Annotated in this window: 12 protein-coding genes; 5 read left to right on the top strand and 7 right to left on the bottom strand. The window is 63.1% G+C overall.

Annotation, left to right across the window (positions count from 1 at the left end; genetic code table 11):
• Positions 1-9: 9 nt before the first annotated feature.
• The gene (locus tag JAB1_RS16295; protein ID WP_139144583.1) at positions 10-1173 is read left to right on the top strand and encodes a dipeptidase; all 1164 of its coding nucleotides are present in this window, start codon (positions 10-12) and stop codon (positions 1171-1173) included.
• On the opposite strand, the gene JAB1_RS16290 is transcribed toward JAB1_RS16295, so the two are convergent.
• The 7 genes from JAB1_RS16290 to xapA form a co-directional block, all read right to left on the bottom strand.
• Positions 1170-2381, bottom strand: coding sequence for a nucleoside deaminase (locus tag JAB1_RS16290; RefSeq protein WP_070280879.1), 1212 nt, complete (start codon positions 2379-2381; stop codon positions 1170-1172). The genes JAB1_RS16295 and JAB1_RS16290 overlap by 4 nt on opposite strands.
• A 10-nt stretch (positions 2382-2391) precedes the next feature.
• Positions 2392-2799, bottom strand: a complete 408-nt coding sequence (locus tag JAB1_RS16285; RefSeq protein WP_034785574.1) for a cytidine deaminase — start codon at positions 2797-2799, stop codon at positions 2392-2394.
• Between the two features lie 82 nt (positions 2800-2881).
• On the bottom strand, positions 2882-4204 hold the full coding sequence (gene deoA, locus JAB1_RS16280; protein ID WP_070280877.1) for a thymidine phosphorylase: 1323 nt from the start codon (positions 4202-4204) through the stop codon (positions 2882-2884).
• 74 nt (positions 4205-4278) lie between these two features.
• Entirely contained in the window at positions 4279-6630 is a 2352-nt protein-coding gene (locus JAB1_RS16275; protein ID WP_070280875.1) for an aldehyde dehydrogenase family protein, read from the bottom strand.
• A gap of 42 nt (positions 6631-6672) precedes the next feature.
• Positions 6673-7632, bottom strand: coding sequence for a deoxyribose-phosphate aldolase (gene deoC, locus JAB1_RS16270; RefSeq protein ID WP_046685481.1), 960 nt, complete (start codon positions 7630-7632; stop codon positions 6673-6675).
• Positions 7629-8822: a phosphopentomutase gene (locus JAB1_RS16265; protein WP_070280873.1), complete on the bottom strand. Its 1194-nt coding sequence runs from the start codon at positions 8820-8822 to the stop codon at positions 7629-7631. Before JAB1_RS16265 ends, deoC begins: the two co-directional genes overlap by 4 nt.
• Positions 8823-8939: 117 nt before the next feature.
• The gene (gene xapA / locus JAB1_RS16260; protein ID WP_034785579.1) at positions 8940-9779 is read right to left on the bottom strand and encodes a xanthosine phosphorylase; all 840 of its coding nucleotides are present in this window, start codon (positions 9777-9779) and stop codon (positions 8940-8942) included.
• Between the two features lie 538 nt (positions 9780-10317).
• Between xapA and JAB1_RS16255 the strand changes: the two genes are divergently transcribed.
• The 4 genes from JAB1_RS16255 (at position 10318) to JAB1_RS16235 (ending at position 14779) form a co-directional block, all read left to right on the top strand.
• A complete protein-coding gene (locus tag JAB1_RS16255; RefSeq protein WP_070280871.1) occupies positions 10318-11475 on the top strand; it encodes a carbohydrate kinase in 1158 nt (385 codons plus the stop codon).
• A gap of 2 nt (positions 11476-11477) precedes the next feature.
• Positions 11478-12407: a pseudouridine-5'-phosphate glycosidase gene (locus JAB1_RS16250; protein ID WP_070280869.1), complete on the top strand. Its 930-nt coding sequence runs from the start codon at positions 11478-11480 to the stop codon at positions 12405-12407.
• Positions 12408-12492: 85 nt separating this feature from the next.
• The gene (locus JAB1_RS16245) at positions 12493-13395 is read left to right on the top strand and encodes a LysR family transcriptional regulator (protein WP_034785584.1); all 903 of its coding nucleotides are present in this window, start codon (positions 12493-12495) and stop codon (positions 13393-13395) included.
• Between the two features lie 388 nt (positions 13396-13783).
• Complete coding sequence (locus tag JAB1_RS16235; RefSeq protein ID WP_034785587.1) at positions 13784-14779, top strand: BMP family ABC transporter substrate-binding protein; 996 nt, start codon at positions 13784-13786, stop codon at positions 14777-14779.
• Positions 14780-14812: the final 33 nt, after the last annotated feature.

Raw genomic sequence — 14812 nt, 5'->3', positions numbered from 1 at the left:
CGGAGAACAATGATTATCAGTACCCTCGCCGCCGCCAGCCTTGCGCTGATCGGCGGTTTCCTGTCCGCTCCCGTCCTCGTCGACGAGCATCTCAACCGTGTCCACCCTCCGTCCGGCAAGGTGCCATCGGCAGCCACCGTGGCCCTGCACCAGAGCCTGTGGATCGCCGACCTGCATGCGGACAGCCTGCTGTGGCAACGCAACCTGAACCGCGACAGCCAGCGCGGACATGTCGACTTTCCCCGCCTGCAACGGGCCAACGTGGCGCTGCAAGCCTTTTCTGTCGTGACCAAGACGCCGCGCAGGATGAATATCGAGCGCAACAGTAGTGACACGGACAACATCACGGCCCTGGTGGTGGCACAAGGCTTGCCGCCCGCTACCTGGAACAGCCTGCTGGCGCGCGCCACCTGGCAGGCCGACGAGCTGCGCCAGCAAGCTGCCAAGAGCCATGGCAAGGTCCGGGTGATCGGCAGCCGCGCCCAGCTGCGCAGTTTCATCGCCGCGCGCGAAAAAGACCCCGCCCTGCTGGCCGGCTGGCTGACACTGGAAGGCGCGCATGCGCTCGAAGGCAAGCTGGACAACCTCGATGCCCTGTACCGGGCCGGCTACCGCATGGCCGCGCCCACGCATTTCTTCGACACGGAACTCTCCGGTTCCCAGCACGGCCTGAAAAAAGGCGGCCTGACGCCGCTGGGCCGGCAATGGCTGCGCGCCATGGAGCAGCGCAAGATGATCGTCGACCTGGCGCACGCCTCGCCGGCCACCATCGACGACGTGTTAACGATGGCGAAACGCCCCGTGATGGTGTCCCACACGGGCGTGCGCGGCACTTGCGCCAACGGCCGCAACCTCAGCGACAGCCAGTTGAAACGCATCGCCGCCCAGGGTGGCCTGGTGGGCATCGGCTTCTGGAACACGGCCGTCTGCGGCAAGGACGTGGCGTCCATCGCGCGCGCCATCAAGTACACGGTAAAACTGATCGGCGCCGAACACGTGGCCTATGGCTCGGACTTCGACGGCGCCGTCACCACGGCCATCGATGCGACGGGCTTGCCGCGATTGACGCAGGCGCTGCTCGACGCTGGCCTGTCGGAAGCGCAGATCCGCCGCGTGGCGGGCGAAAACGTACGCGACTTCCTGCTGAAGAACCTGCCGGACGACAACGCCTAACCGAGTGCGCTGATCAACGCATGGTCCGCCACCTGGCTTGGCCGGATGCGTATCAGCTTGCGGTACAACGGCGGCATCGACTCGCACAGCGCCAGCAGCGCGTCTTCATCCATGGCCGGGCGTACATACTGGAATTGCGCGGGATTATTTTCCGGCAGCGCCCCCTCCATGGTGGAGCCGTAGGCGCCCAGGGTCATGAAGCTGGCGGCGCTGTCGTCCGGGCCGATGGCCAGCACGAAGGTGCCGTGCTTGGGATGCCCAAGGTAGCTTTTGATTTCCTCCTGCAGCGCCGGCTCCGCATTCGCCATCAATTCAAAGCGCAGCTGCGCGTACTGGCGCGTGCATTCCATGAATGGCGTGCGGATGACCGACTGCGCCAATTTTCCCGGCATGCACAGCAGCAGGTTGCCAAAGGAATCGAGCAAGGCGGCCGCGTCGCCCTGGCCACCATCGCGCACATCCTGCTCCATGGCCGCCTGCAAAAATGGCGCCAGGCCGGCATCCGGCGCATGCGGCGCGCAGCGGTAAGTGAGGGCATCAGGATAGCGGCGGCGCAGGGCGCGCACCACGGCATGCTCGGACGGCAAGGTGGCGGGATCGCGCAAGTACACGTCGTCACCGGCGTTCAGCAACTGCATCACCTGCGCCGATGTCGACTCGAACACGAGCGAGCACAGTGCCTGCGTCGCCTCGTGGATACTCTTGCCGATGAAAAAAGATTTGGGCGCGGCGCCGGAAGGCAGGCGCGCATACTCGGTGGCGCCACGCACGGCCGGATAGCAAAAGCTGCGGCCAGCCTGCGCCTGCAGCGGCGCCGGCAAGGAGGTAAAACTGGCGCTGCCATCGTAATTGATGCCCGCCTTGACGTCGGGAGCGGCCACCACCACGTTGAAACCGGCCGCCAAAATCGCCCCCGTGCACATGCAGCACGGATCGAGCGAGGTGACGATGGTCAGTTCGCCCGGCGGCGGCAAGGGCGTGCCCTTGGCCCGTTCGGCGAAATACCAATCCACCAGCTGGCGCTCGCCATGCGCGGTGGGGTCGAACACCAGTCCCTGGCGCACGACGTTGTTGTGCATCGATTGCAGCACGTTGCCGGCGCCATCGAGCAGCACGCCGCCCACGCCGAAGGTCCCCTGCGTCTTGGCTGCCATGGCTTCGGCCGCGGCAATCGCCACGGCGGCCTGGATGTCGATCGTCTTGTTCAAGCGGATCCTGTTACTTCATGTCCAGGTCGGAATTGCCGAAGCCGTGCGGCAGCAGCCAGCCCGCCGTCACTTCCATGACATCGTTTTTCAGATTGGTGAGGATCACCGGCAGGTCGGCGCCGCCCATCTCGAAGATCACCTGGCGGCAGGCGCCGCATGGCGAGATCGGTTCCGCCGTATCGCCCGTGACGGCCAGCCTGGCAAAGTCGCCCGGCTTGCAGCCATGCGCGATGGCGCTGAAAAACGCCGTGCGTTCGGCGCAGTTGCACAGGCCATACGCGGCATTTTCCACGTTACAGCCGCGGAAGACGCGGCCATCCTTGCACAGCAGCGCCGCGCCCACCTTGAAACGCGAGTATGGCGCGTAGGCCAGTTCGCGGCCAGCGTTGGCTTCGGCGATCAGTTCTTGGTTGTTCATTTGCTTATCTATCTGTAAAACCCGCGAAAGACCGGGGTCAGACCCTCAGGGTCTGACCCCAGATTTTGCTTCTAGGGCTAAGTTATGGTCGTATGGTACGGTAAATCACCGGATTGGCCGCCAGCGCCACCGCGCTGATGGCATATGCCTCCTGGATTTCCCTGACAGCTTGCTGCGCCGCCGCTTCCGTGCGCGCGTACACCATGGCCAGCGGCTGGCCGACAGCCACCTGCTCGCCCAGGCCCACGAGGTCCGTCAGGCCGACAGCGAAATCGATGCTGTCGGTCGGACGGCGGCGGCCGCCACCCAGGGCCACCACGGCCAGACCAATGGCGCGGCAATCGCGCACGTTGGCAAAACCGGCGGACAGCGCCGGCGCCGGCACGATGAATGGTGCCTGCTCCAGGTGCTTGTCCGGATGTTCGACCAGATCGGCCGGGCCACCCAGGGCAGACACCATGCGCGAAAAGCGCTCGGCCGCTTCACCCGAATCGAGGGCCGCCATCAATTTCACGCGCGCTTCTTCTTCCGTGGCAGCCAGGCCGCCCAGCACCAGCATCTCGGCGCACAGCGCCAGGGTGACTTCATGCAAGCGCGCGGGACGCGAACGGCCCGTCAGGTAATCCATGGCGCCGCGCACTTCCAGCGCATTGCCCGCATACGGCGCCAGCGATTCGTTCATGTCCGTCAGAATGGCCGACGTCTGCATGCCCGCGCCGTTGCCGACGGCGACGATGCTCTCGGCCAGTTCCACCGACTTGTCGTAGGTCGGCATGAAAGCGCCCGTGCCCACTTTCACGTCCATCACCAGCGCATCCAGGCCGGCCGACAGTTTCTTCGACAGGATGGAGCCGGTGATCATGGCCACCGATTCCACCGTGGCGGTGACGTCGCGGATACTGTAGAAACGCTTGTCGGCCGGCGCCAGCTGCGCCGTCTGGCCGATGATGGCCACGCCGATCTCCTGCACCACCTTGCGGAACAATTCATTGTCCGGCACCGTGCAATAGCCGGGAATGGCGTCGAACTTGTCCAGCGTGCCGCCTGTGTGACCCAGGCCGCGGCCCGAGATCATCGGCACGTAGCCGCCGCACGCGGCGACCATGGGGCCCAGCAGCAGGGAGACGACATCGCCCACGCCGCCCGTCGAATGCTTGTCGACGATAGGGCCCGGCAAGTTCAGCGAACGCCAGTCCAGCACCTGGCCGGAATCGCGCATGGCCAGGGTAAACGCCACGCGCTCGTCCATGTTCATGTCATTGAAATAGACGGCCATGCCCAGCGCCGCGATCTGGCCTTCGCTGACGCTGCCGTCAGTGATACCGCGCACGAAAAACTGGATTTCCTCGGCGCTCAGCACGCCCTTGTCGCGTTTCTTGCGAATGATTTCCTGGGTTAACAACATGGAATAACTCCAATCATGAGATCTGGGGTCAGTCCCTGCGGATCTGACCCCAGCTTTGTAACGCTGGTGACTTATCAGACGCCGTAAGGAATCCACACGTTTTTCACTTGCGACGCATGCGCCAGCACGGCACGGCCGCCGCTTTGCGCGGCGCTGTACCAGTCGCGGCCCTTCGCGCCGCCTACCCAGGTGCGCTTCAGGGTGCCGGCTGACAGGCGCTCGACTTCCGCGCAACCTTCAGCGGAACCGTCATGGCGCCAGACGGCGTCGATGTCGGCGTGCGTGGCCAGGGTGCGCGCCAGTTCATCGGCGTTGCCGCTGATGATGTTGACGACGCCGCCCGGCAAGTCGGACGTGTCGAACACTTGGTACAGGTCCAGCGCGGAAAGCGGATGCGCTTCCGACGGCACCACCACCACGCGGTTGCCCAGCGCGATGGCCGGCGCCACCAGCGAAATGAAGCCGAGCAGAGGCGCTTCATTCGGGCAAACGATGCCGATCACGCCGACCGCTTCGTTCAGCGCCACGGTGATGCCTTTCGTTGGCGGCTGGTGCGCCAGGCCGTCGTACTTGTCGGCCCAGGCAGCGTAGTAGAACAGGCGTTCGATCGATGCCTGTACTTCCTTCTCAGGATTTTTACTGCCTGTCATGGCGGCGATGCGGGCGGCAAATTCGTCGGCGCGCGCGGCCAGGTTTTCAGCGATGTAGTACAGCACTTGCGCGCGGTTGTGCGCCGTGGCGCCGGTCCAGCCGGACGCTTTATGCGCCGCTTCGACGGCGTTGCGGATATCCTTGCGGCTGCCCACGCCCACTTCGGCCAGCAGGGTGCCATTCGCGCCGAACACGGGGGTGCTGTAGGCGCTGTCAGGGCGCGCCTGCTTGCCGCCGATGTACATCTTGGCCGTGCGGTCGATGGCGAACGGATCGGCTGCCGCCGGCTTCACATTGCCCTTGGCTTTCGCTTCCACCACCGGCAAGGCCGGACGCGCATCTTCGGCCAGGGCAGTCATGTATTCCAGCATGCCTTCGCGGCCGCCTTCGCGGCCGAAGCCCGATTCGCGGTAGCCGCCGAAGCCGCACGCGGCGTCGAACTGGTTGGCGCTGTTGATCCACACCACGCCGGCCTTGATGGCGGGAGCGATATCGAGCGCCAGGCTGATCGACTCGGTCCACACGCTGGCGGCCAGGCCGTACACCGTGTTGTTCGCCAGTTGCACCGCTTCAGGCGGCGTGCGGAAGCTCATGGCCACCAGCACGGGGCCAAAGATCTCAGCCTGCGCCACGGCGGCCGAGGTCGACGCGCCCGTGATCAGGGTGGGCGGGAACCACGAACCGTCGGCAGGCAACTCGCACGCCGGCTGCCATACATCGCAGCCTTCGGCACGGGCCGAATCGACCAGCGCGGCGATGCGCTGGCGCTGCACGGGGTCGACCAGCGCGCCCACGTCCATCGATTTGTCCAGGGGCGAGCCGAGGCGCAGGTTTTCCATGCGCGCGCGCACCTTGTTCAGGAAGCGCTCCTGGATCGATTCCTGCACCAGCAGGCGCGAACCGGCGCAGCACACTTGCCCCTGGTTGAACCAGATCGAATCGACCAGGCCTTCCACGGCGCCGTCCAGGTCCGCGTCCTCAAAGACGATGAACGGCGACTTGCCGCCCAGCTCCAGCGACAGCTTCTTGCCGCTGCCGGCCGTCGCTTCACGAATGAGGCGGCCCACTTCGGTGGAACCCGTAAACGCGATCTTGTCGACGCCAGGATGGTTGACGATGGCCGAGCCCACGCGGCCGTCGCCGGTGACGATATTGACCACGCCAGCCGGCACGCCCGCCTGCACGCACAGTTCGGCGAACAGCATGGCGGTCAGCGACGTGAATTCGGCCGGCTTGAAGACGACCGTGTTACCGGCCGCCAGGGCCGGGGCGATTTTCCACGACAGCATCAGCAGGGGGAAATTCCACGGCACGATCTGGCCCACCACGCCCACGGCGCGGTAGTCGGCGAATTCTTCCGACTGCAGCTGCGCCCAGCCGGCGTGATGATAGAAATGGCGCGCGGCCAGCGGCAGGTCGATATCGCGCGTTTCGCGGATGGTCTTGCCGTTATCCAGGGTTTCCAGCACGGCGAACAGGCGCGAATGCTTTTGCAGCAGACGGGCCAGCGCGTACATGACTTTCGCGCGGCCGTGGCCACCCATGCCTTGCCATACGGGCAGCGCGCGGCGCGCCGCTTCCACGGCGCGTTCCACGTCTGCATCGCTCGCTTGCGTCAGCTCCGCCAGCTGCGTGCCGTCGGCAGGATTGGTCGAGGCGAACAGTTCCGCAGGCTCGCTCCAGGCATTGTCGATGAACAAACCGAATGTGCGCTGGTGGCCAGCTAGCCACGCCTGCGCTTCTTTTTGACTTTCGGGAGCAGGGCCGTAGTCCATAGTATTGAGAATCTCGTTAATTGTTGGCATGACGATTGTTCTTTAAGGTTGTGCGTGACGATGATTGGCCGAGTAGCTGCCGGTGACGTAGTGCTCGAGCTGGCGCTCGATGTCGGTCAGCAGGCTGGAAGCGCCGATGCGGAACAGGTGCGGCTGCAGCCATTCGTTGCCCAGTTCTTCCTTCATCAGGGTCAGGTATTGCAGCGCGCTCTTGGCCGAGCTGACGCCGCCGGCCGGCTTGAAGCCCACCTGGAAGCCCGTCTGCTCGTGGTATTCGCGGATCGTGCGCACCATCGTCAGGGCCACGGGAATGGTGGCGTTCACGCCCTCCTTGCCGGTGGAAGTCTTGATGAAATCGGCGCCTGCCATCATGCAGACCCACGAAGCCTTGGCCACGTTTTCCATGGTCAGCAAGTCGCCCGTGGCGAGAATCGCCTTCACGTGCGCTTCGCCGCAAGCCTTGCGGTAAGCGAGCATTTCGTCGTACAGCACTTGCCAGTTGCCGTTCAGGACGTGCTGGCGCGTGATGACGATATCGATCTCCGAAGCGCCCGCGGCGACCGACAGTTCGATCTCGCGCAGCTTCGTTTCCATGCTCGTCAGGCCGGCCGGGAAACCCGTCGACACGGCAGCGATGGGCAAACGGCCCTGGATGACCTTCACGGCCGGCTGGATCATCTCGTGGTACACGCACACGGCGCCGGTGCTCAGTTCCGTCAGGCCCAGTGCGTCCATCAGGTCGGCGCGCAGCGGGCGCATGGCCTTCATGCACAGGCGTTCCACGCGGCCCGGCGTATCGTCGCCGCCCAGGGTGGTCAGGTCGATCATCTGGATGGCTTTCACCAGCCAGGCGGCCTGGTATTCCTTTTTCACGGTGCGGCGGTTCGCCAGGCTGGCCGCGCGGCGGTCTGTCGCGGCGCGGTTGACGCGGATCTGGTTGATCCAGCCCAGGTCGAGGCCGACGGCCTCGTTACGCTTGAATTCGGGGTGCATGAGTGTCATAACAAGCTGGTTCCATTAGCAAGTGGTGGTACGCCAAGGTGCTTGGCGAGGGTTTGGCCAATATCGGAGAAGGTCTCGGAAATACCCAGCGCGCGCGGGGCGACGCCGGGGCCGAAGAAGATCATCGGTATATGTTCGCGGGTGTGGTCGGAGCCGTGCCAGGTCGGGTCGCAGCCATGGTCGGCGGTGATCACGACCAGGTCGCCTTCCTTGAGCTTGGCCATGAATTCCGGCAGGCGCGCATCCATTTCGCGCAGCGCGTCGGCATAGCCTTCGACGTTGCGGCGGTGGCCGAAAGCCTGGTCGAAATCGACGAAGTTCACAAAGGTGAGCGACTTGTCCTGCACTTCATCGGCCGTTTTCAACAGCGCTTCGAACAGCGCCATGTTGTCGACGCCCTTGACGACTCTGGAGATGCCCTGGGTAGCGAAAATGTCGCTGATCTTGCCAAGGCCGACGACTTCACCGCCCGCGTTCTTCACATGGTCGAGCAGGGTCGGCGCGGGTGGCGCGACGGCGTAGTCGTGGCGGTTGGACGTGCGCGTGTAGTTGCCATTGCTGCCGGTGAACGGGCGGGCGATGACGCGGCCGATGTTGTACGGCTCGACCAGCTTGAAGGCCATTTCGCATACCTGGTACAGGCGCTCGAGGCCGAACGATTCTTCATGCGCGGCGATCTGCATCACCGAGTCGCCCGACGTATAGATAATCAGCTTGCCGGTGGCGACGTGTTCATCGCCATGCTTGTTGATGATGTCCGTGCCCGAGGCATGGCAGTCACCGAGGAAGCCCGGCACGCCGGACATGGCCTTGAGCTTGCCGGTCAGGTCGGCGGGGAACGATGGCGTGGTACGGGGAAAATATCCCCAGTCGAATTCGACGGGCACACCGGCGATTTCCCAGTGGCCGCTCTGCGTGTCCTTGCCGGTGGAGCGCTCGCGCGCCGCACCGTAGGCGCCGGTAAAACCGTCGCGCTGGTCGAAGCCCATGGCCCATTCGCCGCTGGCCAGTTGCGCCGCGGCGCCCAGGCCCAGGCGTTCCATGTTCGGGAGTTTCAAGGTCTTGCCGCTTTTGGCGACAGTGCTGGCAATGTGGCCAAAGGTATTGGCACCTGCGTCGCCATACTTGGCGGCGTCTGGCGTCGCGCCAAGGCCGAAGGAATCAAGCAGGAGGATAAATGCGCGTGACATGATAAGGCTCGCTTTATGGATTGATGCGGGATGATGCGGACAGTGTAGGCCGGTTTTTCCCGGCCTGCCGCGCGGCAGCGCCGGTGGCCGGCGCGCCGCTACTGCATAAAAAAGTGCTTAGGCTTGCGGTTTTTCAGCGACTTTGGCCAGGAAAGCCAGGATCAGCTTGACCAGGTCTTTCGCGCCGATGGCCGCGTATTTCAGGGTTTGCTCGTGCGACAGGGCGAATGGCGACATGCCTTCGGCCAGGTTGGTGATGACGGACACGCCCACCACTTTCAGGTCGCAATGGCGGGCCGAGACCACTTCCGGCACCACCGACATGCCGACCGTGTCGGCGCCCAGGCGGGCCATCATGCGGATTTCGGCGGCCGTCTCGAAGTTCGGGCCCGGGTAGGCGACGAACACGCCTTCGTGCAGGGTGATGCCGTTCGAGGCAGCCGTGTCCGCGACCAGCTTGCGCAGGTCCGCATCGTAGGCGTTGGCCATGCTGAAGAAGCGCGGACCGAAGCGGTCGTCGTTCGGGCCGACCATCGGCGTGCCTGGCAACAGGTTGATGTGGTCGCTGATGGCCACCAGGCTGCCGGCGTCCACTTCAGGGCGCAGGGAACCTGCGGCGTTGGTGACGAACAGCATTTCGCAGCCCAGCAGTTTCAGGGTGCGGATGGCGCTCGTCATCACGCCCATGCCATAGCCTTCGTAGAAGTGGCCACGGCCCTTCATGCAGACGACGGCGACGCCCGACAGGGTGCCGATCACCAGTTCGCCGGCGTGGCCGTGCACGGTGCTGATCGGGAAGCCTGGCAATTCGTCAAAGCTGATGCTGACGGCGTCCGTCATCTGCTCGGCCAACACGCCCAGGCCGGAGCCGAGGATCATCGCCACGCGCGGCTTGAAATTTTCAGGAGCGCGGGCACGGATGATTTCGGCGGCGTGGAAAGGGGTGTTGTTCGACATGGTTATCCTCTGATTGACTAATGATGATGGGTTGCTGCCTGCACGGCCGTGCCCGGTGAAGGACTGCGGCCCAGGTATCGGGTAAGTATGGTGTTACAGGTATATCGAAATGCGTATTGCCATTGAGGCTATCCCAGTAGATGAATACATCCCCTGCTGGCGCACCTCAGAAGCGGGGATTGCGTTGATCGTCGTCGCGTGGCTCGCCACGCTTCCTCCTCACGCCTTATCCGCGCTCCTGATGCACTGCCAGCAGAAGACGCTCCCTACTGGGATAACCTCCATTTGCCGCCACTATGCATCAAACGGAATATGTATGGCAAATACCATTTTTCTTGCCCATTTATACAATTCAAATATAAATGGCCGATATTATAGTCGAGACAAGCCCAGGTTCGCCATGCCCGGGAAATGCTTGCATACAAGCTCCATACGACCACTTTTGGCGCACGTCCGATACGAACTTCACACACGCTTGACACCGACAAGACAAATGTTTACAGTTTAAGACAAATGTTTAAACCTCAGCGAAAACCTTGTGACCGATACCAATAAAAAAGACCAGTTGTACACGCTGATCCGCAACAACCCCTTCATCTCGCAGCAAGACCTGGCGAGCGAACTGGGCTTATCGCGCTCGGCCGTCGCCGGCCACATCGCCGGCCTCATCCGTGAGCGGCGCCTGCTGGGACGCGCCTACGTGCTGCCCGACAGCCGGCCCGTGCTGTGCATAGGCGCCGCCAACCTCGACCGCAAGATGCGCACCCTGGCGACCTTGCAGATGGGCACCTCGAATCCCGTGCGCTCGGAAGAAGTGTTTGGCGGCGTAGGCCGCAACATCGCGGAAAACCTGGCCCGATTGTCGATCCCCGTGGCCCTGCTGACGGCGCTGGGCGACGATGCGGCCGGCCACGCCCTGCAGACGCACGCGGAAGACGCCGGCATCGACATGCGCGGTAGCTTACATCTGAGCAACACCAGCAGCGGCACCTACACGGCCGTGCTCGACGAACATGGTGAAATGCTGCTGGCGATGGCCAACATGCAACTCTATGAACAGCTGACACCGGCCTTTTTGCATAGCCGCCAGCCGCAGCGCGCCGCCGCCGCCCTCACCGTCTGCGACCTGAACCTGGGCCACGACAGCGTGCAGGCACTGCTGGCCGACGCGCGCCAGGATGCGGCCCACGCGACGCCGCTCGTCATCGTCGCCGTCTCGCAGCCGAAAATGGCGCACCTGCCGCAAGACCTGACGGGCTTGTACCTGCTGATCCTCAACCGGGGCGAACTGGAAACGCGCGTGGCGCGGGCCTTGCCCACGGCAGCGGACCTGCGCGCCGCCTGCCGCGAAGTACAGCGCCAGGGCGCGCGCCAGGTGATCGTCACCTGCGGCGGCGAAGGCGTGTACTTCACGGATGGCGACAGCCCGGACGCGCCTATCGTCCACCTGGCCGCGCGCGAAGTGGACGCCGTCGACGTGACTGGCGCCGGCGACGCGTTTTCCGCCGCCGTCTGCTGGTCGCTCTACCACGACAGCAGCGATTTGAAACTGGCGTGCCGGCGCGGCCTGAAGCTGGCCGCCATGACCCTGGAATCGGCTGCCACCGTCTCCCCCCAGATTTCCGCCGGCGCGCTCGACAGCATTGACGACGCCGACCTGGCGCCGCCTCCCCCTACCCTCTTTCAACAGGATTAAACATGACCCAATTACAGAATTTCCTCTTGTTCTCGCAAGAAGTGCTCGACGCGCGCGCCGCCGGCAAGGCCATCGTGGCGCTGGAATCGACCATTATTTCGCACGGCATGCCGTATCCGCAAAATGTGGAAATGGCGCGCGAAGTGGAGCAGATCATCCGCGACGGCGGCGCCGTGCCGGCCACCATCGCCATCATCGACGGCAAGATCTGCGTGGGCCTGTCGCCCGAACAGCTGGAATTGCTGGGCACCTCGCCCGACGCCATGAAGGTCAGCCGCCGCGACCTGCCGTTCGTCCTGTCGCAGCGCAAACTAGGCGCCACCACCGTGGCCGCCACCATGATCTGCGCGGAACTGGCTGATATTTCCGTGTTCGTCACGGGCGGCATCGGCGGCGTGCACCGCGGCGCGGAAACGAGCTTCGACATTTCCGCCGACCTGCAGGAACTGGCGCAAACCTCGGTGGCCGTCGTCTGCGCGGGCGTGAAATCCATCCTCGACATCGGCCTGACCCTGGAATACCTGGAAACCCACGGCGTGCCCGTCATCAGCGTGGGCCAGGAAGGTTTTCCGGCATTCTTCACGCGCGAAAGCGGCTTCAAGGCCGATTTCCGCCTCGACACGGCCGCCGAACAAGCCGCCTTCATCGGCACCAAGTGGCAGCTGGGCTTGACAGGCGGCGTGGTCGTCAGCAACCCCGTGCCGGCCGCGCAAGCCATGCCCAAGGAAGAAATCGATGCCATCACCACGCAAGCGCTGCAGGAAGCGGACGCGGGCGGCGTGAAGGGCAAGCAAGTCACGCCATTCCTGTTATCGCGCATCAAGCAACTGACGGATGGCCGCAGCCTGGCGACGAATATCGCGCTGGTCAAGCACAATGCCCAGGTCGGCACCGCGCTGGCCATTGCCATGCAGGCGGTCGTGGCACGATAATAGGACTGCTGTAAAGAAAGCGCGCGCGCCTTCACGGGTTCGTGCGCCGTTCCATCGCCTAGCAACACGCAACGCCAAGGAAAGCATGTCCATCGATCTGAAACAGTTAAAGTATTTTCTTGCCGTTGCCGAGGAGAAAAGCTTCAGCCGCGCCGCCGAGCGCCTGCATATCTCGCAGCCGCCCCTGAGCCAGCAGATCATGAAACTGGAAAGCGAACTGGGCGTGCGCCTGTTTGCCCGCACCACGCGCACGTTCGAGCTGACCGTGGCGGGCAAGGCGCTGATGAACGAGGCGGCCGACCTGCTGGCCAAGATGCGCATGACCATCGACACCATCCGCCAGATCGACCGCGGCGAAGTGGGCCGCTTGCGCGTGGGCATCGTCGGCTCGGCCATGTGGGGCCCCATCCCCAGCCTGCTGGAAGAATTCCAGACCAAATTCCCCCGCGTCACCTGGACCATCCATGAATTCGGTCCCACGGTGCAATACGAAGCCTTGCGCGCCAAGCAGATCGACGTGGGCTTCTGGCGCGAACCCAAGCTCAACGACGACGACTTGCGTCACGATAATCTGCGCCAGGAACTGTGCTTCCGCGAAAATGTCTGCGTGGCCGTCAATGAACACCATCCGCTGGCGAAAAACACGGCCATCGAGCTGATCGACATCGCCCACGAGCCGATGCTCACCCTGAACCTCGATAAATCCGCGTTTCCGCGCTACCTGGTGCAATGCTGCATCAATGCCGGTTTCGAACCCGTAATCTTTCAGGAAGCGAGCGAGCCGCAAACCCTGCTGGCCATGGTCGGCGCAGGCCTGGGCGTGACCCTGGTGCCGGAAACGACAAGCCGCATCGGCTGGCCCGGCGTCGTGTTTCTGCCGATCAAGACCAATCCCCCGTCGGCCAACCTGTACATCAGCTACACCACGCTGGACGACGCTCCCGTCGTGCGGGCCTTCCTGAATATCCTCAATCCCCCGGCCGTCTAATCGGCGGCACCACCTATTTATATGCACTGCGTATAAATACATAAACAAAAACGTATTTGTCATACATATCTGGCATGATGCATAGTGATTCGGACGCCCATCGCGGCGCCGGTCCCGTGCTTGCCCTGCCCGTCAACTGACGGCGCGTCCCAGCCCGCTCCGGCAGCCCCATTCGATGTTGTACCTATAAAAGAGACGGGGCGCGACTGTTGCATGAGCATCACACTGACGACATAAAAGCACACGAGGCCAGCAATGATCTTGTGCAATACAGTGCAATGTTGATAAGGAATTATCACCTCGTGCATCAAAAACAGGCTAAATCGGCCCCAAATTATATGTTTCACCTATAAAAAATATACAATATCGATCTTCCAGGAGCCAATTCATGAAACTTACACAATTTAGTTTGACGATCGCAGCCGTATTTCTGACTGCTCAAGCGTCCGCGGCTACCCCAAAACTGGGTGTCGTGTATGACGCGGGCGGCAAGTTCGACAAGTCGTTCAACCAATCCGCTTTCGAAGGCGCATCGCGCTTCAAAAAAGACACGGGCATTTCCTTCATCGAAGTGCAGGCATCGAGCGATACGCAGGCTGAACAAGTCATGCGTGGCCTGGCCCGCAAGAAACTCGACATGATCGCCGCCATCGGCTTTGCGCAAACGCAAGCCGTGCAAAAGGTCGCCAAGGAATTCCCGAACGTAAAATTCGTGCTGATCGACGGCCAGGCCGCCGGCAGCAACGTCAATTCCGTCGTCTTCAAGGAAGAAGAAGGTTCCTACCTGGTGGGCGTGGCAGCGGCCATGGCCAGCAAGAGCAAGAAAGTCGGCTTCATCGGCGGCATCGATATTCCACTGATCCGCAACTTCGCCTGCGGCTACGCGCAAGGCGCGAAGGCCGTCAATCCGAAGATGGAAATCACGCAAAACATGGTCGGCACCACGTCCGGCGCCTGGAATGACCCGGCCAAGGGTGGCGAACTGGCCCGCTCGCAATTCGAGCGCGGCGTCGATGTCGTCTTCGCCGTCGCTGGCGGCAGCGGCATGGGCACCCTGCAAATGGCCAAGGAAAAAGGCAAGTTGGCCATCGGCGTCGATTCGAACCAGAATCATCTGTATCCAGGCAGCATCCTGACCTCGATGGTCAAGCGCGTCGACAACACGGTCTACGACAGCTTCATGCAAGTCAAGGACGGCACCTGGAAGGGCGGCGTCAGCTATAAAGGCTTGAAAGAAGGCGGCGTGGATTGGGCGCTCGACGCGAACAACCGCAAGCTGATCACGCCGGAAATCGAAAAGCGCGTGTTGGGTGCGCGTAAGGACATTATCGATGGCAAGATCAAAGTGATCGATTACCGCGTCGGCAGCAGCTGCCCGGTTTAATTTTTCTCCGTATCTTTTAGCGCGCCGCCGGGG

The organism is Janthinobacterium sp. MP5059B (genome assembly GCF_001758645.1).
Lineage (GTDB): Bacteria > Pseudomonadota > Gammaproteobacteria > Burkholderiales > Burkholderiaceae_D > Janthinobacterium > Janthinobacterium lividum.
Note: the sequence above shows the minus strand (reverse complement) of the source record. Positions and strands in the feature narration are given on the sequence as shown.